The organism is Allobosea sp., from assembly GCF_051860145.1.
Taxonomy (GTDB): Bacteria; Pseudomonadota; Alphaproteobacteria; order Rhizobiales; family Beijerinckiaceae; genus Allobosea.
The window spans coordinates 271425-296555 of sequence record NZ_JBHYEM010000003.1 but is presented as its reverse complement, the minus strand read 5'-3'; the positions used below and the strand labels follow the sequence as shown (position 1 = coordinate 296555).

The 25131-nt window shown below is 67.6% G+C and carries 21 protein-coding genes; 12 read left to right on the top strand and 9 right to left on the bottom strand.

Going from position 1 to position 25131, the window contains the following annotated elements:
* The first annotated feature begins 81 nt into the window (after positions 1–81).
* The 6 genes from ACTIF2_RS07095 to ACTIF2_RS07070 all read left to right on the top strand — a co-directional run bounded on the left by ACTIF2_RS07095 (position 82) and on the right by ACTIF2_RS07070 (position 6670).
* Positions 82–1188, top strand: a complete 1107-nt coding sequence (locus ACTIF2_RS07095; protein WP_439496339.1) for an ABC transporter ATP-binding protein — start codon at positions 82–84, stop codon at positions 1186–1188.
* Between the two features lie 56 nt (positions 1189–1244).
* A complete protein-coding gene (locus ACTIF2_RS07090) occupies positions 1245–2054 on the top strand; it encodes an ABC transporter permease (RefSeq protein ID WP_439496503.1) in 810 nt (269 codons plus the stop codon).
* Entirely contained in the window at positions 2051–2884 is an 834-nt protein-coding gene (locus ACTIF2_RS07085; RefSeq protein ID WP_439496338.1) for an ABC transporter permease, read from the top strand. Before ACTIF2_RS07090 ends, ACTIF2_RS07085 begins: the two co-directional genes overlap by 4 nt.
* Before the next feature lie 109 nt (positions 2885–2993).
* Positions 2994–4007, top strand: a complete 1014-nt coding sequence (locus ACTIF2_RS07080) for an extracellular solute-binding protein (protein ID WP_439496337.1) — start codon at positions 2994–2996, stop codon at positions 4005–4007.
* Positions 4008–4091: 84 nt separating this feature from the next.
* A complete protein-coding gene (locus ACTIF2_RS07075) occupies positions 4092–4436 on the top strand; it encodes a hypothetical protein (protein ID WP_439496336.1) in 345 nt (114 codons plus the stop codon).
* Complete coding sequence (locus ACTIF2_RS07070) at positions 4433–6670, top strand: N,N-dimethylformamidase beta subunit family domain-containing protein (protein WP_439496335.1); 2238 nt, start codon at positions 4433–4435, stop codon at positions 6668–6670. The genes ACTIF2_RS07075 and ACTIF2_RS07070 overlap by 4 nt, the downstream gene beginning before the upstream one ends.
* Positions 6671–6883: 213 nt before the next feature.
* On the opposite strand, the gene ACTIF2_RS07065 is transcribed toward ACTIF2_RS07070, so the two are convergent.
* Both ACTIF2_RS07065 and ACTIF2_RS07060 read right to left on the bottom strand, forming a co-directional pair.
* Positions 6884–7675 carry a shikimate dehydrogenase family protein gene (locus ACTIF2_RS07065; RefSeq protein ID WP_439496334.1) on the bottom strand — a complete coding sequence of 264 codons (792 nt, stop codon included), beginning with the start codon at positions 7673–7675 and terminating at the stop codon, positions 6884–6886.
* Between the two features lie 17 nt (positions 7676–7692).
* Positions 7693–8934 carry an aminotransferase class III-fold pyridoxal phosphate-dependent enzyme gene (locus ACTIF2_RS07060; RefSeq protein WP_439496333.1) on the bottom strand — a complete coding sequence of 414 codons (1242 nt, stop codon included), beginning with the start codon at positions 8932–8934 and terminating at the stop codon, positions 7693–7695.
* A 219-nt stretch (positions 8935–9153) separates the two neighbouring features.
* Here ACTIF2_RS07060 and ACTIF2_RS07055 point away from each other — a divergent pair, with 219 nt between their 5' ends.
* Genes ACTIF2_RS07055 through ACTIF2_RS07035 form a run of 5 tightly spaced genes read left to right on the top strand, consistent with a single transcriptional unit; the run spans position 9154 to position 14688 of the window.
* On the top strand, positions 9154–10746 hold the full coding sequence (locus ACTIF2_RS07055; RefSeq protein ID WP_439496332.1) for an ABC transporter substrate-binding protein: 1593 nt from the start codon (positions 9154–9156) through the stop codon (positions 10744–10746).
* 4 nt (positions 10747–10750) lie between these two features.
* On the top strand, positions 10751–11770 hold the full coding sequence (locus ACTIF2_RS07050) for an ABC transporter permease (protein WP_439496331.1): 1020 nt from the start codon (positions 10751–10753) through the stop codon (positions 11768–11770).
* A complete protein-coding gene (locus ACTIF2_RS07045; protein WP_439496330.1) occupies positions 11767–12657 on the top strand; it encodes an ABC transporter permease in 891 nt (296 codons plus the stop codon). The genes ACTIF2_RS07050 and ACTIF2_RS07045 overlap by 4 nt, the downstream gene beginning before the upstream one ends.
* Complete coding sequence (locus tag ACTIF2_RS07040) at positions 12654–13661, top strand: ABC transporter ATP-binding protein (RefSeq protein WP_439496329.1); 1008 nt, start codon at positions 12654–12656, stop codon at positions 13659–13661. Before ACTIF2_RS07045 ends, ACTIF2_RS07040 begins: the two co-directional genes overlap by 4 nt.
* Positions 13651–14688, top strand: a complete 1038-nt coding sequence (locus tag ACTIF2_RS07035; RefSeq protein WP_439496328.1) for an ABC transporter ATP-binding protein — start codon at positions 13651–13653, stop codon at positions 14686–14688. Before ACTIF2_RS07040 ends, ACTIF2_RS07035 begins: the two co-directional genes overlap by 11 nt.
* A 6-nt stretch (positions 14689–14694) precedes the next feature.
* On the opposite strand, the gene fhuB is transcribed toward ACTIF2_RS07035, so the two are convergent.
* The 7 genes from fhuB to ACTIF2_RS07000 form a co-directional block, all read right to left on the bottom strand.
* The gene (gene fhuB, locus ACTIF2_RS07030) at positions 14695–16701 is read right to left on the bottom strand and encodes a Fe(3+)-hydroxamate ABC transporter permease FhuB (RefSeq protein ID WP_439496327.1); all 2007 of its coding nucleotides are present in this window, start codon (positions 16699–16701) and stop codon (positions 14695–14697) included.
* Complete coding sequence (locus tag ACTIF2_RS07025) at positions 16688–17449, bottom strand: ABC transporter substrate-binding protein (protein ID WP_439496502.1); 762 nt, start codon at positions 17447–17449, stop codon at positions 16688–16690. Before ACTIF2_RS07025 ends, fhuB begins: the two co-directional genes overlap by 14 nt.
* A gap of 166 nt (positions 17450–17615) precedes the next feature.
* A complete protein-coding gene (locus ACTIF2_RS07020; RefSeq protein WP_439496326.1) occupies positions 17616–20093 on the bottom strand; it encodes a TonB-dependent siderophore receptor in 2478 nt (825 codons plus the stop codon).
* A gap of 118 nt (positions 20094–20211) precedes the next feature.
* Positions 20212–21180, bottom strand: coding sequence for a FecR family protein (locus ACTIF2_RS07015; RefSeq protein ID WP_439496325.1), 969 nt, complete (start codon positions 21178–21180; stop codon positions 20212–20214).
* Positions 21181–21408: 228 nt separating this feature from the next.
* The gene (locus ACTIF2_RS07010; protein ID WP_439496324.1) at positions 21409–21912 is read right to left on the bottom strand and encodes an RNA polymerase sigma factor; all 504 of its coding nucleotides are present in this window, start codon (positions 21910–21912) and stop codon (positions 21409–21411) included.
* 223 nt (positions 21913–22135) lie between these two features.
* Positions 22136–23098 (bottom strand): Bug family tripartite tricarboxylate transporter substrate binding protein, encoded by a 963-nt coding sequence (locus tag ACTIF2_RS07005; RefSeq protein ID WP_439496323.1) that lies wholly within the window; start codon positions 23096–23098, stop codon positions 22136–22138.
* Between the two features lie 220 nt (positions 23099–23318).
* Positions 23319–23801 (bottom strand): MarR family winged helix-turn-helix transcriptional regulator, encoded by a 483-nt coding sequence (locus ACTIF2_RS07000; protein ID WP_439496322.1) that lies wholly within the window; start codon positions 23799–23801, stop codon positions 23319–23321.
* A 484-nt stretch (positions 23802–24285) separates the two neighbouring features.
* Here ACTIF2_RS07000 and ACTIF2_RS06995 point away from each other — a divergent pair, with 484 nt between their 5' ends.
* The gene (locus tag ACTIF2_RS06995; RefSeq protein WP_439496321.1) at positions 24286–25074 is read left to right on the top strand and encodes a class II aldolase/adducin family protein; all 789 of its coding nucleotides are present in this window, start codon (positions 24286–24288) and stop codon (positions 25072–25074) included.
* Positions 25075–25131: the final 57 nt, after the last annotated feature.

The window sequence follows — 25131 nt, the reverse complement described above, 5'->3', positions numbered from 1 at the left end:
ATTCACGACATCCCGGCAAAGCCAGATCAAGCTTGCCACGAAGGATATATCAAATATTATGTCGGGAAATAAGAGGGGATAATGCTGCAATCGACTGAAGCGAGCAGCCGTTCTGTCGGCATCGAGCTGAGAGATATCGTCAAGCGGTTCGGTTCCGTCGCCGCGGTCGATGGCGTGTCGCTGGACGTCAGGCCGGGCGAATTCCTGGCGCTGCTGGGGCCGTCCGGCTCGGGCAAGACGACGATCCTGATGGCGATCGCCGGCTTCGAGTACCCCGACGCGGGCAGCATCCTGGTCGGCGGCGAGGACGTCACCTGGGTGCCGCCGAACAAGCGCAACCTCGGCATGGTCTTCCAGAAATACACGCTGTTTCCGCATATGTCGGTGCTGGAGAACATCGCCTTTCCGCTCAAGATGCGCGGCGTCGGCCGGGCCGAGCGCGAAGACAGGGCGCGCGCCGCTCTCGCGACCGTCCGGCTCGACGCCTATGGCGACCGCAAGCCCTCGCAGCTCTCCGGCGGCCAGCAGCAGCGCGTCGCGATCGCCCGGGCGATCGTCTACAAGCCGCGCGTCCTGCTGATGGATGAGCCGCTCTCCGCGCTGGACAAGAATCTGCGCGAGGAAATGCAGATCGAGACCAAGCATCTGCAGCGCGAGATCGGCGTCACCGTCGTCTTCGTCACCCACGACCAGACGGAGGCCCTGACGATGGCCGACCGTGTCGCGGTGCTCGACCAGGGCAAGCTCCAGCAGGTCGGCTCGCCGCAGGACCTTTATGAGACGCCGCGGACCCCCTTCGTCGCCGGCTTCATCGGCGAGACCAATTTCTGTGCCGGCACGGTGCGCGATGCGGGCGCGTCGGGCGGACCCGTCACGGTCGTGCTCGACGGCGGCGCCCTCGTCGCGGCAACGGCGGTCGATCCGGTCGCTGCCGGCGGCCGCGTAAGGCTCGCGGTCCGGCCGGAGCGGCTTGCCGTCGTCGCGGCGGACGGCGCCGCCCTGACGGCGCGCGTGAACGAAGCCATCTATGCCGGCAACGCGACCACGCTGATCCTCGAGGGGCCAAACGGCCTGCCGTTCCGCGTGCGGCTGCCCGCCGGCAGCCAGCATGCCGCGCCGGCGCTGGGCGACCAGGTCGGCCTGCGCTGGAGCGCCGAGGACGCGCGCGCCTTCGGAGATGCGCCTTGAGCCGGCGCCCGAGCAGCTGGGTCCTTGGCGGCCGTCACTACAGCCCGGCGGCGAGCCTGCTGCTGGCAAGCCCCTTCCTGCTGCTGGCCCTCGTCACCTTCCTGCTCCCGCTCGGCTCGCTTCTCCACGAGAGCCTTTTCCTGCCGGCGCCGACGCTCGCCCATTACGAGCGGGCGCTCGGCGAGCCCGTCTATGTCCGGGTGATGCTCAGGACCTTGCGGATCGCGGTCCTGGTCACGTTCCTGACCCTCATTCTCGCCTGGCCGCTGGCCTGGGCGATGTCGCGGGCCGGAGGCGTCAAGCTCGCGATCCTGGTGGCGTCCGTGCTGCTGCCGCTATGGACCTCGGTCCTGGTGCGCACCTATGCCTGGATGGTGCTGCTGCAGAAGAACGGCGTCATCAACCAGGTCCTGATGTCGACCGGCGTGATCGGCGAGCCGCTCAAGCTGCTCTACACCGAAGCGGCCGTGGTCTTCGCGATGAGCCATGTGCTGCTGCCTTTCATGGTGCTGCCGATCTATTCGGCGCTGCGTGGCATCCCGGACGATTACGGCCGGGCGGCGCAGATGCTCGGCGCCTCCGACTGGGCAACCTTCCGCGAGGTGATCTTCCCGCTCTCCCTGCCCGGGGTGAGTTCCGGCTGCCTGATGGTCTTCCTGCTCGGCTTCGGCTTCTTCGTCACGCCGGCCCTGATCGGCGGCCCCCAGCAGATGATGATCGCGACGCTTGTGTCGCAGCAGGTCCGCGAGATGCTGGACTGGTCCTTTGCCGGCGCGCTCGTCGGGGTCATGCTCGCCTTCGTCCTGCTGATCGCGATCCTCTTCCGCCGCGTCGTCCGGCTCGACCGCTTCGTGGGGGCCGCGTGAGCGCCGGCAACCAAAGGGGTCGGCCGCAACGCCGCGGGGGCCAGGCGGCGCTGGGCGCAGCCGCCTATGCGGTCACCATCTTCCTGCTGCTGCCGACGCTGGTGATCGTGCCGATGTCGGTCGGTCCCGAGCGCTATATGCGGTTTCCGCCAAACGGCTTCTCGCTGCGCTGGTACAGCGAGTATTTCGCGGATCAGGACTGGATCAACGCGACGCTCTTCAGCCTCGAGACGGGCGTGATCGCCACCATCTGCGCGACCGTGATCGGCACCATGCTGGCGCTCGCCCTCGTGCGCGGGCGGCTGCCGGGGAAGGGGCTGATCGAGCTCCTGGTGATCGGGCCGGTGATCGTGCCGCATATCGCGCTCGCGGTCGCGATGTTCCTGGTCTTCGAGCAGTTGCGGCTGACCGGCACGCTGCTCGGCTTCGCCATGGCGCATACGATCCTGGCGTTGCCCTTCGTCGTGTTCACCGTGCTCGCGGCGCTCTATCGCTTCGACGCCGATCTCGAACGGGCGGCGCTCTCCTGTGGCGCCGGCCCGCTGCAGACCTTCCGCCATGTCACCTTGCCGCTGATCGCGCCCGGCGTGATCTCGGCGGCGCTGTTCGCCTTCATCATTTCCTTCGACGAGGCGGTGGTCTCGTTCTTCATCTCCAATCTCGACCGCAAGACGCTGCCGCGGAAGATGTTCGAGGACATCGACTACAACATCTCGCCGACGCTCGCCGCGGTCGCGACCATGCTGACGCTGCTGACCGCGCTCGCGCTGATCGGGAGCCATTTCGTGAAGAGCCGCACGGACCGTCGCAACGCCCGTATCTCGCCGTGATCAAGAACCATTCCGGACGGCAAAAAAGGGGAGTCTCGCAATGAGCCAGGATCACAAAGGACGACGCCTTCAGACGACACGCCGCCATTTTCTTGGAGGCGCACTCGGCGTGGCGAGCTTCGCCATCGGCCGGCCGGCAACCGCTCAGTCCAAGGAGGTCATCATAGCGACCACCGGCGGCCTGATGGAACGCAGCCTGCAGGAGCATTTCTACAAGCGCTTCGAGACCGAGACCGGCATCAGGGTCCGCTCCGTGCCGATCGAGCTCCCCGACCAGTGGGCCCGGGCCCGCGCCGGCCAGCGCAGCGGCAACGTGCCGTTCGACGTGGTGACGGCGACGCCGCCGGACTTGATCCAGCATGCCGACTTGATCCAGCCGCTCGACTGCGCCGGCATGCCCGGCATCGTCGCCAACGGGCTGCCGAACGGCTGCTTTCCGCAGGGCATCATTCGCACCGCCGGCGGCATGGCCCTGACCTGGAGCAAGAAGGCGTTCCCCAATGGCGGGCCGCAATCCTGGGCCGATTTCTTCGACGTGCAGCGCTTCCCGGGGCCGCGCTCGTTGCCCGATACCGGCGACAGGGAATGGTGGGTTCCGCTCGCCGCGCTGCTGGCCGACGGGGTCGCGCCGGACAAGGCGTTCCCGATGGATGTCGATCGCGCCTACAAGAAGCTCGACGCGCTCAAGCCGCATGTCGCCGCCTGGTGGAAGAGCGGCGACAACGCCATGCAGATCATGCGCGGCGGCGACGCGGTGATGATGATGGTCTATTCCAGCCGCTCGGTCCCGCTCGCCAAAAGCGGCGAATTCGACTTCACCTGGAATCAGGCGATCCGCGATGTCGGCAACTGGGCGGTGCTGAAGGGCAGCCCCAATACAGCAAACGGCGTCAAGTTCCTGGATTTCTTCGTCCAGAACGCCAAGGAGCACCTCGGCTTCAGCGAGAAGGTCTCCTTCGATTCCAACAACCGCGAGGCGCCCAACCTCGTCCCGGCCGAGGAACGGCGCTTCCGCGCCTCCTGGCCCGACAACTGGTCCAGGCTCGTCATCGCCGACTACGAATGGGTCGCGGCGAACCGCAATGCGTTGCGCGAGCGCTGGGTCACGTGGCTGACGAAGTGACCTGGCTGACGAAATGAGTGCGTCTTCGCTGTCCTGCCGGCGCGGCCCTGGGGTCGCGCCGGTCGTTTCGCCGGGGTGTCCTGGATGCTGGTGAACTATGCCGACGCGGCCCATTGGCCGATCGATCCGACACGGCAGGATCTGGTCGAGGAGATGCGCGCCAGCCCGCGCGGTCCTCATAGCGACGACCTGCGCAAGCTGCTGCACCGCATGCGCTGGACCGGCGTCGGAAAACGCCATGTCCTGATCGTGCTGGAGCCGAACCGTCGCTGGATGCTCGGGCGCCTGCCGGGCCGCCGCGGCGCGCCGGTTGAAACCTTCCCGAACCGGATCTTCACCAGCCTCGCCGAAGCCGAATGGGCCGTATTCGTCATGCGCTGGGAAGCGCTGACCGGACAGCGGCTCGACGATGGAACCCCTGCACCATGAAAGACACGACTTCCGTACTCGGCTATGCGTGGCCGCTCGTCGTCTCGCCGGGCGAGGCGATCGCCTTCCATCTCTCGAGCCCGACGCTGTCGCAGGCCGAAGCCCGGATCGTGCGGGTTCGCTGCGGCGATCCCGATCCGGCGGGTCCGGGCGTCCAGCTCACCAGCCCGGGGGCGCCGATCGACGGGACAGTCGCGCTGCGCGATCAGCCGATCCATGCGGGCTCCGCCGCGATCATCCCTGACGCGCCCGTCCTGTCGGCGCCGAGCTTCTCGACCGGCTGCTTCCTCTACCCGACGGCGCCGCTCGCCGGACCGCAGACGATCCTGTCGCGCTGGCGTGACGACCTGCGGCAAGGCTGGCGGCTCGGCCTCGATGCGGGTCACCTGGTCTTCGAGGTCGCCGGAGCGACCTTGCGCGCGGCCACGCCACTGATCGAACGCGAATGGGTCTTCATCGCCGCGAGCTATGACGGCGCGACCGGCGCACTGACCCTGGTTCAGCGCAGCCTCGACCCACAGGCGGGCCGCGACACCAGCGGAGTGTTCAGCCTTGCGGGGCCGGCCGGCCTCGCCTGGCCGGCCGACGCCGCGCTCGTCTTCGCCGCCCACGCGAACGAGGCCGGCCCGGATCCCCGGACCGGGGGACATTACGACGGCAAGATCGACCGGCCGCGGCTTTATGGCGCGGTGCTCGCGGAGGAGGCGCTGCGCCGCGCCTGCGAGGCGACCGCACCATCTCCATCCGATCCCGACCTGATCGGCGCCTGGGACTTTTCGCTCGAGATGGCGAGCGAGATCGCCCGCGACGTCTCGACCAACCGGCTCGACGCGCGGCTCCGGCAGATGCCGATGCGCGCGGTGAGCGGTGCCAATTGGGACGGCTCGGTGGTGCAATGGACCGAGCGGCCGGAACTCTACGGCGCGATTCATTTCCACAGCGACGACATGGCCGATTGCGGTTGGGCGCCGGACCTGACGATGACGATCCCCGGCGAATGGCGCAGCGGCTTCTATGCGCTGCGCCTGACCGCGCGCGACGACAGCGACGACCCCGTCGAAAGCTATGTCTCGTTCTTCGTGCGCGCCCCGCTCGGCCAGCCGAAATCCCGCCTCGCGCTCGTCGCCAGCACGGCGACCTTCCAGGCCTATGCCAACAGCGCGCTCAGGCTCGATCAGGTCCATGCCGAGGCGATGCTCGAGGGCGTGATCGCGCTGTCGCGGGACGACGTCTACCTGCAGGAGCATCGCGAGCTGGGCCTGTCGACCTACGACACCCATAGCGACGGCAGCGGCTGGTGCTATTCCACCGCCAAGCGGCCGATCCTGAACATGCGGCCGCTCGGCAACACCTTCAACTATGTCAACGACACCCACATCATCGACTGGCTGGAGCATCACGGCTTCGACTACGACGTCATCACCGATTGCGACATCGACCGGCATGGCGCGCAGCTGCTCAAGAGCTATGCCTGCGTCATCAACGGCTCGCATCCCGAGTATTTCAGCCGCAACATGATCGAGGCCTTCGACGCCTATCAGCGCGGTGGCGGGCGCCACATGTATCTCGGCGGCAACGGCTTCTACTGGCGCATTGCCTGGCATCCGAGCCGGCCGCATGAAATGGAGATCCGGCGCGGCATGAACGGCCTGCGCACCTGGGAGGGCGAGCCGGGCGAGAACGGGCTGTCCTTCACCGGCGAGCCGTCCGGCCTGTGGCGAACCCATGGCCGCCCGCCGCAGCGCCTCGTCGGCGTCGGCTTCGACGCGCAGGTCTTCACCCGCTCCTATCCCTATGAATGGCTGGGCGAGGCGCGCGACCCGCGGGTCTCCTGGCTCGTGGACGGGATCGATCTCGATCAGCCGCTCGGCGATTTCGGCCTGCGCGGCGGCGGCGCGGCCGGGCTCGAGGTCGATCGCGTCGAGCCGACGCTGGGATCGCCGCCGCATCTGCTGCGTCTGGCGACGGCCGACAAGCTCGACTATGGCGGCGTGCCGACGCTGGAGGAATTGCGCACGCTGCATCGCGGCACGATGGGCGATCAGAACGCGCTGGTGCGGGCCGATCTCACCTTCTTCCCGACGGCGGCGGGTGGCGGCGTGTTCTCGACAGGCTCGATCGCCTGGGCCTGCGCGCTCTCCTGCAACGGCTATGACAACTCCGTCAGCCGCCTGACCGGAAACGTGCTCCGCCGCTTCCTGGATGCCGCACCATTCTCCGGGTTCGGCGAGTAGGGCGTGTTATTTTCATATTGAAACACGGCGTCTTTCCGGGGCGCTGCGCAGCAGCGAGCCCGGAATCCAGAACCGCAGATCTTCACGAGCGATCCGCAACGATCGCTGCGCCATATCGATCGGCGTCGGCGTTTCTAGGTTCCGGGCTCAGGCCTGTGGCCTACCCCGGAATGACAGTGCGCTCATCCCGGCCCTTGCGATGAAGCGATACCGTCAGAGGCCGACGAGGTCGCTTGCCGCCTGCATCTGGGCGAGCAGCATCTCCTTGCCGCGAACGATGCGGCAACTACGTGCGGATGCGGCGGCGAGGAACGGCGTCATCTCCGGTGTCATGATCACCTCGGCAGCGACGCAGGACGGCGCGAGCCGGGCCAGATCCAGCGGATCCGCATCGTCCGGCTTCATGCCGAGCGAGGTGGTGTTGACCGCGATGTCGAAGCCGGCCGGGTCGGCGGGCCCGGCCTCCGTTCGGCAACCAGGATAAGCCGCCGCAACTGCGGCAGCGAGATCGACGGCGCGCGCATGCGAGCGGTTCGCAATCTGCAAATGAGCGACACCGGCCTCGGCCAGGGCAAAGGCGATGGCGCGACCCGCGCCGCCGGCTCCGACCTGCAGGACGCGCTTGCCGCGAAGCTCCACTCCCGCCTTGGCGAGGCCGCCGATGAAACCGAGGCCGTCGACATTGTCGCCGAACAGCGTGCCATCGGCCCTGCGGCGGACGAAATTGACCGCGCCGACCTGCCTGCCGCGCGCGCCGACCTCATCGAGCAGCTCGATGACGCGGATCTTGTGCGGAATGGTCACGCCGAATCCGGCGACGTTCTGCAGCCTGCGCAAGGTCGCGATGGTCGTGGCGAGGTCGTCAGGCGCGACATGGAGCGGCGAGACGGCGGCATCGATGCCGCGCGCCACGAAATGCTCGTTGAGCAGCGCCGATCCGACGATATGCGCGACCGGATCGCCGAGGATGAAGAGGATGCGGCTCTTGCCGGTGATGCGCTGCATCCGATCGGGCTTTCCGGTCAGGCCGCCACGCGAGAATGCTCCGCCACCGCGGCAAGCCCGATATCGGCGGCGGCGAGGGCTTCCGCGATCTCGGCCTCGCCATGCGCGGCGCAAAGGAACATGTTGTGGCGCGGGTGGAAATAGACGCCCTCGGCCAGGGCGGTCCGGCAGAACAGCTCACCCTTGCGGAAATCCGCATCGTCCTCGAACAGGATCATCGGCATCTGCGCCGGGCCGGTCTGGCGCAGGCCGAGGCCATGGCGTCGCGCCAGCTCGGCAAGGCCATCGCGCAGCGATTGTCCCATGGCGGCCAGATGCTCGACGACACCGTCCCGGCGCAGCACGGTCAGCGTCGCGACGCCGGCCGCCATCGGCACGGCGCCGCACCAGAAGGAGCCTGTCACGAAGATCTGCGAGGCCGCCTTGCGCAGCCATTCGCGCCCGGTCACGGCGGCGAGCGGATAGCCGTTGGCGATCGCCTTGCTCCAGGCCGCGAGATCGGGCCGGATGCCGAGATGCTCCCAGCTTCCGGCGAGGTTGAGCCTGAACCCGGCCCGGACCTCGTCCATGATTAGCGCCGCACCCTTGGCGTCGCAGATCTCGCGGGCGGCCTGTGCGAAGGCGGCCGTCGGAAGCTCCTGGTCGCGCCCGAGATCGTGCCGGAAGGCGGAGACGATGACGCCCGCGAGGTCGTCGCCGGCCTCCTCGGCCGCGGCGCGCAGGCTTTCGGGGTCGTTGTAGTCGTAAAGCAGGATATGCGCCCGGTCCTCGGCGGTGACGCCGATCAGTGACGGCGAGCACCACGGCACCGCGCCATGATAGGCGCCGCGCGCGGCCAGCAGCTTGCGGCGCCCGGTCGCCGCACGCGCAATGGTCACGCAGGTCGTGGTGGCGTCGCTGCCGTTCTTCTGGAACTGGGCCCAGTCGGCATGGGCGACCGTGTCGACCAGCAGCTCGGCGAGCTCAACCATGGCCTCGGCTGGCCCGTTCATGCAGTCGCCGAGACGGGCCTGGCGCTGGGCCGCTTCCTCGACCTCGGGATGGTGGTGGCCGAGCATGTTCGGCCCCCAGCTGCACATGAAATCGAGATAAGGCCGGCCATCGACATCCCAGACGCGGCAACCGTCGGCGCGGGAAAAGAACTGGGGATAGCCTTCCGGCAGCTTCGCAGCGTGCTGGTGGCCCCACATGCCGCCGGGCACGACGCGGCTCGCGCGCTCTCGCAGCGCCGTATCGAACGAGTTCGCAAGCTTCGTCATCGCTTCCTCCGAATCTCGATATATCATATAATGACAGTGCGGGTTTCGCAATATGCCGCTTTCGGCCCCCGGGCTGAGCCTGGCGTTGGCAAGCTTGGCGATGTCCGGCCGGAGCGAATCGCGGGGGGCGGGATTCCGGCTCGATCACGCCCCCGTTCACGTTGACAAGCCGATCAAACTGGTCTCGGATATATCGTATTTCATAAAAAGGAGGGGTGCATGCGCTACGCTTCGTCTGCGAGAGTCGCCGGATTTCTCCTGGCGTTTTCCGTTCTCGGCCCTGCCGTCTCGACAGCCGTCGCGAACGACAAGCCGCTGGTGATCGCCCGCAACATGGACATCACCTCGCTCGATCCGGCGCGCGCCTTTTGCGACACCTGCCAGATCTACCTCTCCGCCACCTATGAGACGCTGGTGACGCTCGGCGAAGACAACAAGACGCTGGCGCCGAAGCTGGCCGCGTCCTGGTCGGCCAATCCGGAGCAGACCGCGTTCACCTTCAAGTTGGCGCCCAATGCCGTGTTCGCCGATGGCACGCCGGTCACGGCGGCCGACGTCGCCTGGTCGCTGACGCGCCTGAAGAACATCAAGTCCGACTCGTCCTTCCTGATGGAGGCGCTCTCCTCCGTCGAAACGCCCGACGACAAGACGGTGGTGCTGCACACGGCCGCCTCGAACTCGGAATTCCTCAACATGCTGGCCGCGCCCTATGCGGGAATCGTCAACCGCAAGCTCGCCGAGGCCAATGGGGCTACCAGCGCGGCGAACGCCAATACCGCCGACCAGTCGGATAGCTGGTTCTTCGCCAATTCCGCCGGCAGCGGCCCCTACAAGCTCTCGGTCTATCGCAACGGCGATCAGCTCAGGGTCGTCGCCAACGAGAAATACTGGGGCCCGAAGCCCAAGATCCAGGACATCATCATCAAGCAGGCGGCGGACTCGGTCGCCCAGATGCAGATGCTGCAATCGGGGGCGGCCGATGTCGCGATGCAGGTCGATGCCGACACGGCCGGGTCCGCGAAGGACCCCAATGTCGTCCTGTCGAGCGTGCCGAGCTTCAATTTCATCTATGTGGCGCTCGGCCCCGGCGCCAAGGCCAACACGGTTGCGATGAGCAAGTCGATCCGCGAGGCGATCGCGGCGGCGATCGACTATGACGGCCTCGTCGAGTTCACGGTCGGCGGCAAGGGCAAGCTGCAGCCGGTCGCGATCCCCAACGGCTTCCCCGGCACCGACAATCTCCCGGCGCCCAAGCAGGACCTCGCTTTGGCGAAAGCGAAACTGACCGAGGCGGGACAGCCCAACGGCTTCACGCTCGAGGCCAAATATCCCGCGGTCAACGCCTATGGCGTCGACCTCTCGCTGATGATGCAGAAGCTGCAGCAGGATCTCGTCCGCGTCGGCATCAAGCTGGAGCTGTCCCCGATCACCTTCGCGGTCTGGCGCGAGCAACTGGCGGGCGACGGCATTCCGCTGACCGCCTCCTATTACGCGCCCGACTATTACGGCTCGGCCCAGTATGTTCAGTTCTTCTCGATGATGAGCACGAGTTCCTGGGCGAAGCGTTCCGGCGCGACCAAGGTCCAGGGCGTGATCAACGAGAAGGAAGGCGAGCTCCTGAAGAAGGCGCTGGCGTCCTCGGCCGAGCAGAGCGGGGCGGTCTATCGCGAGATCGCCCTCGAGATGATCGCGGACAAGGTGATCATACCTGTGGTCAGCCCCGATCTGATCCTGGCCGCCCGCAAGGGTGTGAACGGCGTGCGCTACAGCGCCTGCTGCAACCTCGCGCTCGACAAGCTCAGCCGCGACTGACGGAGTGCTGAGGACGATCATACGACGCCTGGTCGCGATGCCGCTGCTCCTGCTCGGCGTCGTGACCGTCGCTTTCTTCCTGACCCAGTTCACCAAGGGCGATCCGCTCGTCGCCCTGATCGGCGAGCGCCAGATGAGCAACCCGGTCGTCGTCGCCGCGGCGCGCGAGCGCTGGGGCTTGGACCAGCCGCTGCACATCCGCTACGCGGTCTATCTCGGCAACCTCCTCAAGGGGGACATGGGCACCTCGCTGCGCACGCGCCAGCCGGTCGCGAGCGATCTCGCCCAAAGGCTGCCCGCGACGCTCGAACTCGTCTTCGCCGCGATCCTCGTCGGCGGAGTGGTCGGCGTCGCGCTTGGCGTCCTGTCGGCGCGCCACCGCGACACGGCGGCCGATTCCGCGATCCGGCTTTTCGCCCTGACAGGGTCCTCCGTGCCGATGTTCTGGCTCGGCCTGATGGCGCTCTTCCTGTTCTCCGTCCAGCTCGGCTGGCTGCCGGGGCCCGGCCGCCTCGACACCCGGACGACGGCGCCGGCCTTCGTCACCGGCTTCTACACGGTGGATGCGTTGCTGGCCGGCAACTGGGCTCTGGTCCGGGAAGCACTCGCCCATCTCGTCCTGCCGGCCTTGATCCTGGGCTGGACGGTGGTCGGGGTCGTGGCGCGGCTCGTGCGTGCGAGCATGATCGATGTCCTGTCGCAGGATTTCGTGCTCGCGGCGCGGGCGCGCGGCGCCGGCGAATGGCGCGTCCTGATCAATCACGCGCTGCGCAATGCGCTGATCCCGACGCTGACGATTCTCGGCTTCACATTCGCCTATCTGATCACCGGCGCGGTGCTGACCGAGACCATCTTCGCCTGGCCCGGAATCGGCTCCTACGCCGTCGATGCGGCGCGGACCCTCGACTATCCGGCGGTGATCGGCGTCACGATCGTCGGCGGCGCCTCGTTCCTGCTCGCCAATCTGATCACCGATATCGCCTATGTCCTGGCCGATCCCCGCGTCGGCAGGGGTGGCCGATGAAAACCGGAGCGCCCAGCCTCCGGCCAGGCGCGGCGCAGCCGATTGGCGCGGCAGGCGCCGACGCGCGGCGGCTGTTGCCGGCCTGGCTGAGCCTGTCCGTCCTGGTCGCCCTGCTCGTCATCCTGCTCTGGCTCGTGGTCGCGGCGACGATCGACCTGTGGGCGCCCTATGACCCCATCGCGCTTGCCGGCCGCCGCCTGCAGCCGCCGAGCCTGGCGCACTGGTTCGGAACCGATGCGCTGGGACGCGACGTGCTGGTGCGCACCCTCTACGGCGCCCGCTTCTCGCTGCCCGTCTCGGTTTTCGTCCTGACGGCGGCGGTCGCGATCGGCTGCACGCTGGGAGCCCTGGCCGGCTTTCTCGGCGGCTGGCTCGACAGCCTGATCATGCGGCTCGCCGATATCACCTTGTCCTTCCCGCCGATGCTGCTCGCCATGGGCATCGCGGCCTCCCTCGGTCCGGGATTGTTCAACGCCGGCCTGGCGATGGTGATCGTCTGGTGGCCGGTCTATGCAAGGCTGATGCGCGGCCAGGTCCTCACCGTGCGCTCGCTCGATCATGTCGAGGCGGCCGTCGCCGGCGGCGCGTCGCAAGCGCGCATCCTCACCAAGCATGTCGTTCCGCTGTGCTGGAGCCCGATCCTCGTCAATGCGACCGTGGATCTCGGCCAGGTCATCCTGCTTCTCGCCGGCCTGAGCTTCATCGGCCTCGGCGCCCGGCCGCCGACCCCGGAATGGGGGCAAATGATCGCCGAGGGCGCCTCGAACTTCTACAACTGGTGGGTGGCGGCCGCTCCGGGACTGGCGATCTTCTCGCTGTCGTTGTCCTTCAGCTTCGTCGGCGACGGCATCCGCGACCTGCTCGATCCGAGGACAGGCTCGCAATGACGCCGAGGCCCAAGCTGCTCGAGATCAGCGGGCTCTCGATGGCGATCCGTGCCGGCGGGCGCGAGCTGCCGCTGGTGAGGCACCTCGACCTCGAGCTCGATCGCGGCGAGGTGCTCGGACTGGTCGGCGAGTCGGGCTCCGGCAAGAGCCTGTCGATGCTCTCGGTGCTCGGGCTCCTGCCGAAGCGGGCGCAGGTCAGGGGCTCGGTCCGGCTCGACGGCCAGGAGCTGCTCGGGCTCCCCGAGCGCGCCATGCAGCGCATTCGCGGCAAGAAAATCGGCATGATCTTCCAGGACCCGATGACGGCGCTGGACCCGGTCATGACCGTGGGGGCGCAACTGGTGGAGGCGATCCATATCCACGATCGCGCCCTGGCGGCGTCCGGTCTGCGCAGCCGCGCCATCGAGCTACTGAGGCAGGTCGCGATCGCCGATCCGGAGCAGCGCTTCGACCAATATCCCCACGAGTTCTCGGGCGGCATGCGCCAGCGGGTCATGATCGCGATCGCGATCGCCAACGATCCCGACCTGCTGATCGCCGACGAACCGACGACCGCGCTCGACGTGACGATCCAGGCGCAGATCGTCGAGCTGCTCGACCGGCTGCGGCGGGAGCGCAATCTCGCGCTGGTGCTGATCACGCATGATCTAGGCCTCGTCGCCGGCCTCGCCGACGATGTCGCGATCATGTATGCCGGGGAGATCGTGGAGCGCGGCCCGGTGCGGGAGATTTTTGAGGGACCGCGCCATCCCTATACGATCGGCCTGATGCGGGCGATGCCAAGCCATGACGGCCCGCTGGCGCGCCTCGTTCCGATTTCCGGAGCGCCGCCGTCCCCGGCGGCACGGCCGAGCGGATGCGCGTTCCATCCCCGCTGCCCCTCGGCCATTCCGCTCTGTCTTGCGACCGCGCCCGGTCCGCAGAGGCTGGGAGCCAGCATGGCCATGTGCCACCGTGCCGCCGAGACGGCGGGGCTCGCGGAGCCCGAGCATCATGCCAGCTGAACCTCGCGACAGCGCGACCGCCCTGCCGGATGAGGCCTTGCTGTCGGTCCGGAATCTCACGGTCGAATTCCCGATCAGGCGCGGCCTGATCATGCAGCGAAAGGTCGGCGCCGTCCGGGCGGTTTCGGATGTCAGCTTCGACGTGGCGCGCGGCGAGACGCTTGGGCTGGTCGGTGAATCCGGCTGCGGCAAGTCGAGCCTGGCGCGATCGATCATCCGCCTGATCGAGCCCACGAGCGGGCAGATTCTGTTCGGCGCGCGCGATCTCGTCACGCTGCCGCGGCGAGAGATGACGCAAATGCGTCGCCACCTCCAGATCGTCTTCCAGAACCCCTACGCCTCGCTTCACCCGCGCATGACGGCGGGCGAGCTGGTGGCGGAGCCGCTGCGGATGCTCGACCTGACGCGAGACGAGCGCGAGGCCCGGGTGCGGCGCGCGATCGAGCGGGTCGGCCTGCTGCCCGAGCATCTCGACCGCTATCCGTTCACGTTCTCGGGCGGCCAGCGGCAGCGGATCGGGATCGCACGCGCGCTCGTGCTCGATCCCGATCTCATCGTGCTCGACGAGCCGGTTTCGGCGCTCGACGTCTCGATCCAGGCCGGCGTCCTCAACCTCCTGCAGGACCTGCAGGTCGAGAGAGGCATTTCCTACCTGTTCATCGCCCATAATCTGTCGGTCGTGCGCTATATCGCCCACCGGATCGCCGTGATGTATCTCGGCAGAATCGTCGAGATCGCGCCCACGGCACGCCTCTTCGGCTCGCCGGCCCATCCCTATACGGAGGCGCTGCTCTCGGCCGCGCCGATCGGCGACCCGGTGCGCGAGCGCGAGCGCAAGCGGATCGTCCTGAGCGGGGACGTGCCGAGCCCGGCGAACCCGCCTTCTGGCTGCGGCTTTCGCACACGCTGCCCGCGCGCAGCGAAACTTTGTGCCGAACGGCAGCCTCCGCTGACGCTGCGCTCCGACGACCACCTGTTCGCCTGCCACTTCCCGATCGACGGCAAGCCGGCGGCGGCGGGCGCCTGATCCGGATCAGCGCCGCCTGAGCAGCCACATCAGGTAGGGGCCGCCGATCAGCGTGGCGAGCAGTCCGGCCGGGACCTGGAAGGGGAAGATCGCCACGCGCCCCGCCCAATCGGCCAGCATCATCAAGAGGGCGCCGATCAGCCCGGCCAGCGCGAGCTGGTGCAGCGGGCGGCGCATGCCCATCATCCGCGCCATATGCGGCGCCATCAGCCCGACGAAGCTGAGCGGACCGACGACGAGCGTTGCCGCAGCGGTCAGCAGCGCTGCGTGCAGCATCAAGGCCAGCCGGCTTGCCGCGACCGCAAGCCCGACCGAGCGCGCGCTCGCGCGGCCGAGCGGCAGGATTGCGAGCGGGCGGGCGAGGACGGGCGCGGCGGCCAGCAGAACGGCGGCCACGCCGCAGAGCAGCAGCGCCTCGCTGCCATCGACGCGATAGGTCGAGCCGGCGAGCCAGGTCAGCAGCATGCCCATGCGTGGGTCGCCGGTGGCCATCGCGACGGCGATGACGGCGCCGAAGACGGCGCTGGTCGCGATGCCGGCGAGCAGGAACCGGTCGGGGCTGAATTCCGAGCGGCGGCCCAGCAGGAGGATCATGGCGAGCACGATAAAGGCGCCCGCAGCGCCGGCGCCGACCTGCATCAGGCGGCTCGCAGCCTGCACGGAGAAGGCGAGGATTATCACGCCCATCGCCGCGCCCGAGCTGATGCCGAGCACTTCCGGCGCCGCCATGGGGTTGCCGGTCATGCGCTGCGTCAGCACGCCGGCCACCGCGAGCATGGCGCCGGCAGCGAGCGCCGCAGCCATGCGCGGCCAGCGCCATGGCGCGAGATCGACGATCCCGTCGAGCCCGCTCCAGCGCCAGCCCGCGGGCCCCTGGCCCAGCGCGAGCGCCATCCAGATCGCGAGCGCCAGGATGGCGAGCCCGGCGAGCAGGAGGCGGCGCGGGTGGCGGCTGCGGACCGCAAGGGTCTGCATGTCCTGACCCACCGGCGCGGCCGATCGCAGGCGGTGAAGCAGCAGGAGCAGGATCGGCGCGCCAAGCAGGGCGGTTGCGACGCCGGTCGGGACCTCGCGATAGCCCGAGGGCAAGGTCAACACGATCTGGTCCGTGAACCAGAGCAGCGCCGCGCCGCAAAGCGGCGCCCAGATCAGCCGATCCCGGAAACGTCTCGCGCCGGCCAGCCGGACCAGCGTCGGCGCGGCGAGGCCGACGAAGCCCAGCACGCCGACGGCGCTCACCACCGAGGCGGCAAGGGCGATCGCGACGGTCAGGCTCGCCAGGCGCGCCATGGTGAGGCCAAGGCCGAGATTGCGCGCCGTCTCGTCGTCGAAGCCGAGCAATGTGAGCGGGCGCGTCATTGCGGCGATCAGGACGAACGAGACGGCGAGCCGCGGCCACAGGAACGAGGCGGCGTTCCAGTCCTGCTGGTTGAGGAAGCCGGCGCCCCAGATGAACAGGCCGATCAGGTAGTCGTGGTTGAAAATGACCAACGCGCCGCCGAGCGCGCCGCAATAGAGGCTGACGATCAGCCCGGCGAGGACGAGCGCGAGCGGCGAGAGCGCGCGCGACCAGGCGAGCGCGAACACGCAGAGCGCAGCCGAGAAGCCGCCGAACAGCGCGAGCCACTCCCGGCCGGCGGCAACGAGTGCCGGCGCCCAGAGCATCGCGGCGGCGAGCGCCAGATTGGCTCCGGCCGAGACGCCGAGGGTGGTGGGCTCCGCCAGCGGGTTGCGCAGCACCTGCTGACAGACTGCCCCGGACAGCCCGAGCGCGGCGCCGGCCAGCAAAGCTACCGCCATGCGCGGAAAAACGGTGTAATGCATCAGCATCTGCCGCGGGATGTCGATATCGGGATCGAACAGCGCGGTGAGCCAGACCGCAGGCGGCAATTGCGCGGACAGGCTGCGCCAGGCGAGCAGAACCGCGCCGACGAGAAACGCCGCGACGAGAAGGGCCGGGTGAAGCCAGCCGGAAGAGCGCCCCGTCGACATCACGGCCTCAGCCTTGGCCATCGCCATCTTTCGGCAGGCGTTCGGCAAGCAGCCGGGCAAAGCGTTCGGCGGCGGGCACCCCGCCCGAGAAGTGCACGTCCGACAATACCGTCAGTCGCGACGCCCGGATGGCGGGCAAGCTGCCGAGGAAAGGGTGGGTCCGCAGCAGGCGCGCGAAATCGGCGGCGCGTGAATTGATCAGAACCAGCCGCGCCTCTGGCACATCGGCCAATTCCTCGATTCCGATGACGATATGGCCGTAAAGACCGCTGGGGCCAGTCCAGGCATTGCGCAACCCGAACCGAGAGAGCACGTCCTGATAAAGACCTGTGCTGCCGAAGACGAGCGCCCGGTTTCTGAACATTTCATGGATCAGGTAGAGCGGGCCACCTCGATAGCCCGCCGCCTGCGCGGCATAGCCGGCTAAATTCGTCTCGAAGCGTGCGAGATAAGTCTCGCAGGCGGCGTCGAGGCCAAGGCGCGCGGCGAGGCGGCGCATCGCTTCTTGCGCGACTGTGAGCGGCCGGCGGCCGGGCGCCAGTGTCGTGAAGACATCGACCGGCGCGATCTGCTCCAGCCGCCCGCGCGCGCTCGCCAGGCCAGGGTCGATGACGATGAGATCGGGCGCCAATTGGCGCAGCAATTCGAGATTGGGCTCGGAGCGCAGGCCGACCTCGCTGACCTGCGCCGGCATTGCCGGCTCGACCACCAATCGGCCGTAGCGCTCGATTTCCGGCACGGCCAGCGGGACGAGGCCGAGCGCGAGCAGGGTCTGGGGCGCAAGACCAGCCGAGCGCCGCCACGCGCGGCGGCAGCGATGCCGCCCGGGCGCGCGGGCCGCAGGTCAGAATGAGCGCGCTCGCCGCAAGGAGTTCGCGTCGGTTGAAGCCGCCGTTCCCTCCTGTCGCTTGCCCAGACAATCCCGTGCCGCCGCGTCAGAAGCGATAGGACACGGTGCCCAGCACCGTGCGCCTCGCGCCTTCGATGACCGTGCCCTGGTAGAAGCCGGCCTGGTAATAGCGCTTGTCCAGCAGGTTGGTGCCGCTGACGGTGAATTTCAGCCCGGTGAGGCTGGGGTTCATCCTGGCGAAATCATAGCTGAGCGAGGCGTCAAGCAGCGTATAACCGGGAATACGGTCGAGATTGGTCGTGTCGGTCGTCTCGCCGGTATAGCGCAGGCCGATGCCGGTCCGCAGCCCGGCGAAGCTGCCTTCCTGCACCTCGTAGTCCAGCCAGGCCGAGGCGCTGTGATGCGGCACGCGCTCGAGCCGGTTGCCCTGGAGGCTGACGCCCGTCACCGGGTTCGGCGTGTCCTTCGTCACCTTCGCGTCGAGATAGGCATAAGAAGCGATCAGGCCGAAGCCACCACCGAGGCTTACCTTGCCTTCGAGCTCGAAACCACGCGAGCGCGTCTCGCCGGCCTGGGTGAAGAAACCGGAGTTAACCGGATCGCGGGTCGGAACATTGGTCTGAACAATGTCGAAGACGGCCGCCGAGATGTAACCATTGAAGTCACGCGGCTGGTATTTGATGCCGGCCTCGAATTGCTTGCCCTCGGCGGGATCGAAAGGCCGCCCGTCCGAGCGCGGCAGAGCCTGCGGATTGAACGAGGTTGAATAGCTGACATAGGGCACGATGCCGTTGTCGAATTCATAACCGAGGCCGGCGCGGTAGGACCAGGCCATGTCGAGATTGGATGTCGGTTGGTTGTTGCCGATCCGGTTCGTGACCTTACTCTTGACCCAGTCGCGACGCGCGCCGAGGGTGACGATGAAGCGCTCGAACTTGATCTGGTCCTGCAGATAGACGCCGGTCTGCTCAAGCTGCGTCAGTGACGAGACATTGGGCTGCGCCGGCAGGACAATCGGACGGCCATAGACCGGATTGAAAATGTCGAGCACAGCCGCGCTTCCGCTCCGTCGGCGCTCGTCCCGCTCATAGGCAGAATAGTCGAAGCCGGTCAGCACCGTATGGCGGAAGCCCCAGGTATCGAACTTGGCTTCGATCCGGTTGTCGGTGAGGAAGGATTCCGATTCCTGTTCGCGCAAGGCGGCGTTGCGCCGGTAGAGACGGTTGTTGAGCAGGGCGCCGCTTTGGGTGGCGCCGGTGGTCTTGTAGTCCGACTCGGTGCTGATATAGCGCGTCGTCGACTGGACGCGCAGGCTCTCGTTGAAGGCGTGATCGAAGATATAGCCGATCGAGGTGTTCCTGATGTGCTCCTCGTTCCAGCCGGGCTCGCCGAGGAAGAAGTGCCGCGGCAGGCGCCCGCCGACCGGGTTGAGGCGCAGCGTTCCCGAGATCGGCAGGCTCTGCTCGGAGCCGCCACGCTTGAAATCGAGATGGTTGGCGAGAACGGTCAGCGAGGTGTTGTCGCTCGGCTTCCAGGTGAAGGCCGGCGCGATATAGGTGCGGTCGTCGGGCGAGAAATCGACCGGGGTGTCCGCCTTTCGCAGCAGGCCGGTCAGCCGGTAGGCGAACTGGCCGCTGTCGCCGATCGGGCCGGTGAGGTCGAAGGCGGCGCTGCGCCACTGGTCGGTGCCGCCCTGGAGCTGGATCTCGTTCATCCGGGTGAATTGCGGCCGCTTGGTCAGCAGGTTGACGATGCCGCCCGGCGCGCCCTGGCCGTAGAGCGCCGAGACCGGGCCCTTGATGACGTCGATGCGCTCGAGCCCGTAGGTCTCGACATTCTGGTCGTAGGAGTTGAAGCCGGCGCGCAGCCCGTCCTGATAGAGGCCGAGGAAATTGATGGTGCGGTAGCCGCGGATATAGATGTTGGGCGCCCCCTGGCCGCCGGGATAGTCGATGACCTTGATGCCGGGCGTATAGGCAATGGCGGTGTTCAGGTCCTGCACGCCGCGGGCGTCGAGCTCGTCGCGCGTGATCACGCTGATCGCGGCCGGTACCTCGGCGAGCGGCGTGTTGGACTTGGTGCCGGCGGTCGAGCGCGTCGCGACGAAGCCGGTGGTGCCATAGGTCGGTCCCTGCACCTCGATCGTGTCGAGCGTGATCGCGTTGTCGAGCGCGCTGAAGGAGGCCGGGCCCGAGCCCGTGACGGTCACGGTATTGGCGCTGGCGAAATGCGGCGTCAGTCCGGTTCCGGCGAGCAGGCGGGACAGCGCCTCCGCGGCGGTGAAGCGTCCGTTGACGCCCGGCGAGGTGGCAGCCTTCGTCACGGAGCCGCGATTGAGCACCTGGAGCGAGGAGACACGCGAGAAGGCGGCCAGTGCGCCATCGAGCGACTGGCTCGGGATGGCGAAGTCATAGCGCGCGGCGTTCGTGGCGGGGGCTTGGGAGCGCGCCGAATGCCCGGCGAGCGGAACCATCATCGTCGAGACCAGCAGCACGCGGCCAAGCCTGTGCATCGTCCCGCCGCGCTCGGTCCTGCTCCGCGCGCCAGCAACCCGTCCAATCATGATCCACCCCTCGTCGTCCCACTGCGCCCGGGCGCGGGCAACCGGCGCTGGGGCGTCATCGATCAGGACGATGGGGCGAGGAGAAACCCTGGGCCGCGGCCGAAATAATTTCGGACTGTCAGCGCAGCATCACCAGATAGGGCGACAGGCGCGTGGCGCTGACGCCCAGCACCGTCTCCAGCGCCTCGATCGCGCTGGCCGAACGGTCGATGTCGAAGCTGCCGGAGACGCGCAGGTCGCGGATCCACGGGTTGACGATCACGATCCGGCCGGCGCGATGGCGGTTCAGGATGGCCACGACATCGGCGAGGCGTTGCTGACGGAAGACGACCTGGCCGCGCCGCCAGGCGAGATCGCCGTCGAGATCGGCTTTCGTGACCGGGGCGATGCCGGCCGAATCGAAGGCGACGCGCTGGCCGGCCGTGAGGCGGGCGGTCTCGCCATGCCGGCTCGCGACATCGACGATGCCGCTCTCGACGGTGACGAAGACCTCGGCGCCGGCGCTCGCGACGCCGAAGCCGGTGCCGATATCGCGCACCTCTCCCGCCTCGGTCTGGATCACCAGCGGGCGCGGATCGCGAGCGACCTCGAAGAAGGCCTCGCCGCGCAACAGCGTGATCCGGCGCTGCGTCTCGGAGATCTCGACCTTGAGCGCCGTATCGCTGCTCAGTTCGACCGTCGTGCCGTCGGCGAGCCGGCGCGAGGCGCGCTCGCCCGCAACGGTCAGCAGGTCGGCGTTCCAGCGTGCCAGCTGCACCGGTCCCTGGACATAGGCGAACAGAGCCAGCGCCGCGGCCAGGCCAGCGGCCAGCCAGCGCATCGTCCGCCGTCCGCCACCAGCGGGGGAGGATCGCAAATCCTGTCTGGCCTGCGCCGCGCGATGTGAGGCCTTGGCAGGGTCCTGCAGGGCGCCGAGCAGGGTCTCGATCTCGCCGATGACGCGGGCATGGCGTGGATCGGCCGCGAGCCAGCGGGCGAAGGCTGCCCTTTCCGCCGCCGTCGCGTCCTCGGCCTGCATGCGGAAGAACCAGCGGTTCGCCTCGGCGAACAGTTCGTCGTCCCGGTTGAGGTCGCGGCTCTCGTCCATGCCAGTCCATATGCGGACGGCGCGCGCCGCCGCAACCCAGTCGCAGCTTCTAGAGCAGGATGCGAAAAAGTGGGAACCGGTTTTTCGCATCAATCCTGCTCTCACTTATTGATGAGAGACGGGTTCAGATTTCAGATGGAACCGCAAAGCGATTCCATCTGAAATCATCCGCCTCTAGTGAGAAGGACGACGTGCCGGTCGATTTCCCCGGTGGGGTTTCGTCAGGCCTCAGAGCGCGCCGCAGCGCTGCGCATGATCGCGGCAGCGGGAGAGGGCCTCGCGCAAATGGTATTCGACGGTGCGCGGCGAGATCGCGAGCCTCTCGGCGATCTCGCGATAGGACAGGGTCTCGACATGGTAGAGCAGGAAGACCGCGCGGGTCTTCTCGGGCAGGCTGTCGATGGCATCGCGCAGGACATGGTCGCGCTGGCGGGCGAGAAGCGCCTCCTCCGGCGTCGCGGCCGTGCAGATCGCATCCTGTCCGGATGGCTCGACCTCGACCTTGCGGCCCCGGATGAGCCGGCGCAGATGGTCGCGCGCGAGATTCGCGGCGACGGTGAAGAGGAAGCCCCGCGGATCGGCGATGCTCCGGCCTTCCTTCATCCCCGCTACGCGCAGGAACGCTTCCTGCGAGATGTCGGCGGCGTCAGTCGCATTGCCGAGCCGGCGGCGCAGGAACTGGCCCACCTCGCGCTCATGCCGCTCGAACAAGACTTTAAGGTCGATACTCATTCGCGATCCGTCGGTGCCCACACGCATTTCGCTGCGTCAGCGGGAGCCGGTCCGCGACCGTGGTACTACAGCCGGATACCAATATCTACGTAAATTCAATAGTTTAGAAGAAATCAAAGAAGCGCCAACACACCCCTTCCCTTACCGGCGTCGGGTGTGCGGCATCGCCGGGCCGCGCCCGAAATGGCGCGGCCATGATGGGAGGGCAGGTCTGACCGCCCGGTCAGCCCGGCTTGATGCCGGCCTCTTCGACCACGCGGGTGACGCGCTGGTGCTCAGCCTCGATGAAGGCCTTGAAGCTTGCGGCATCCTCGGTGACGGGCTCGGCGCCGAGCGCGGTCAGCTTGTCGACGATCTCGCGATCCCTGGACGCCGCCTGCACCGTCGCGTTGACGCGCTGGACCGTCGCGGCCGGCAAGCCCTTCGGCCCCCAAAGACCGTACCAAAGCGTGAAGTTGAGATCCGGCAGGCCGAGCTCGCCGGCCGTCGGCAGGTTCGGCAGGAGCGGGCTGCGCTGCGCGCCCATGATGGCGAAGGCACGCACCTTGCCGTCCGTGACAAAGGGAAGGGCGGAGCCGAGCGGCGCCACCATCAGGGAGACCTGGCCGGCGACCACGTCGGTGATGGCCGGAGCGGTGCCGCGGTAATTGACCAGGCCCGCCGTCGTGCCGGTGCGGCGCTTGAAGCTCTCGGTGGCGAGATGGCCCATGCTGCCCAGCGCCGAATTGGCGAAGGTGTATTTGTCGGGCTCCGCCTTCATGTTCGCGATCAGCGCCGGCATGGTCTCGGGCGTCCTGGCCGTCGCGCCGATCAGCACGATCGGTGAGCTTGCGAAGCGCGAGATCGGCGTGAAATCGGCCAGCGGATCGTAGGACACGCTGCGCATGACATGCCGGGCCATGATGTGGATATCGGCATTGGTCAGATAGGTCGCGCCGTCGGGCGCCGCCCTGGCGACCTCAGCGGCACCCAGCGTGTTGCTGGCCCCGGCCTTGTTCTCGATCACCCAGGATTCGTCGAGCGCCGGGGCAATGCGCTGGGCGTAGAGACGGCCGATGACGTCGATCGCGCCGCCCGGCGCCGCGGGGACGATGAGCTTGACGATCTTGCGCTGCGCGAAGGCGCGCGACGGCGCCAGCGCGCCGGCAGTGAGGCCCAGAATGGCGCTGCGTCTCGTGATGGTCACCAGGTTCTCCTCCAGATTGGGCCGCTTGAGCGGCTCTCGATTGTCTTTTTTTCGCGGCCGCTGATGCAGCCGTCACATAGCCGGCGCAAACAAGAACGCATACTTATTATCAGTATGCATTGCATTTCGAGGCTGTCAAATCATGACGGGCGGGAGCCGGCTTCATTCCTCGGCAAACGACAGGGCATTCATCAGGCCGGCGGCTGCCGCCGCGCGAGGGTCACGCCGCGTCTGACGAGCGCGCGACCGCAAGCTTCAGCGGAGCGCGAGAGGCCTCGTTGTTGAGTTCGACGAGCTGCGAGAGCATGCGCATGAAAATCTCGCGGTCCTCCGGCGCGAGCGGACCGAGTATGCGCTCCTGGGCGCGGCGCGCCAAAGGCTCGACCTCTTTCAGAGCCGTCGCTCCCTTTGGCGACAGGCGCAGGATCTTGACCCGCTTATCCTGCTTGTCGCCAGATCGGACGATCAGGCCTTTGGTCTCCATGCGCTCCAGCACATTGCCCAGCGTCGAGCGGTCGAACGCGACGAGGGCAGAAAGACGCGTGGCATCGATGCCGGGATTGTCCCGGACCGCGACCAGCGCCGCATATTGCACGGGGGTCATGTCCAGGGGCGCGCATTCCTCGAGGAAGATCGACACGGCGATCTGCTGGGCCCGCCGAATAAGGTGCCCCGGCTTCTGATAAACATCTTCCATCGACATGGTCGGATCGCCTTCTTGCGGCCCCGCTGGTCCAACGCATTGTGGCTGGAAAGGAATTGGGCGGCATACGCTTGGAGAATTACTGCTGGTATACTTTTATCATCCGGCCTCACGGCTCGCGCGCCAGATGGATTGTATGCTTTCATTCTGTAGACTGTCAAACCTGCGCCGGGCTGCGCGCATTATAGCTTCGGACTCGATGGCGGCCTGATCTGCCCCCGCCGCGGCTCAACGGCCCGGTTGACAGCGCGGAATTACTTCGTATCCTTTTAATCAGTATACGGACGATCTGGAGCGAGGTCGACCAAAAGGGAGGACGGCATGGCGGTTTTCCGCGCCGGAGGTTTGCCAGCCGCGTCATCTCCGGCCTGGCAAGGTAGCCAGCCCATCCGCTCCCGCGGGTGACGATTTTCAGTTGCCCTGCGGCGGTCGTGGCCGCTGCGTGGCGGCGTCGGAACCAGGCGCTCTTGAGAGGGACCAGAACATGTGCACGTCAGGTCAGGGCAACCACTCGCACCCGATCGCCGTCGATCTGGCCGATACGGCCGAGCCTTCCGCGGCGCCCTCCAGGGAGCTGATCGAGGAACTCGTCGCGGCCAACCACATCCTGTTCGACCAGGGCGTCGTCGATGCATTCGGTCATATCAGCGTGCGCCACGAGACGCGGCCGGACCGTTTCCTGCTCGCCCGCAACATGGCGCCCAGCCGGGTCGCGGCGGAGGATATCGTCGAGTTCACGCTCGAGGGCGAGGCCGTGAACGCGGGCGGCCGCAAGGTCTATCTCGAGCGTTTCATCCACGCCGAGATTTTCCGCAAACGTCCCGACGTGATGGCCGTGGTTCACAGCCACTCCCATTCCATCGTGCCTCTCAGCATCGTCAAGGGCATGAAGCTCAGGGCGGTCTTTCACATGGCCGGGTTCGTGGGCCAAGGCGCGCCGGTCTTCGAGATCCGCGAGGCCGGAGGCGACGCGACCGATCTCCTGATCAGCAACAATCATCTCGGCCGGGCCCTGGCGGAGCATTTCGACGGGCATGACATCGTGCTGATGCGCGGCCATGGCTCGACCGTCGTCGGCGCCTCGATCAAGCAGGCGGTCTACCGGGCGGTCTATGCCGAGCTCAACGCCCGCTACCAGCTGCAGGCGATGCAGCTCGGCGAGGTGACCTATCTCACCGAAGGCGAAAGCCGGGCTTGCGTCGCCCATATCGAGGCGCAGGTGCAGCGGCCCTGGGACATGTGGCTGGAACAGGCGCGGGCGCGCCGGGCCTGAGCCGGGCGCGACAGGATCGGCGCCGTTCCGGCTGTCAGCCCCGCCCGAGCGTATCGA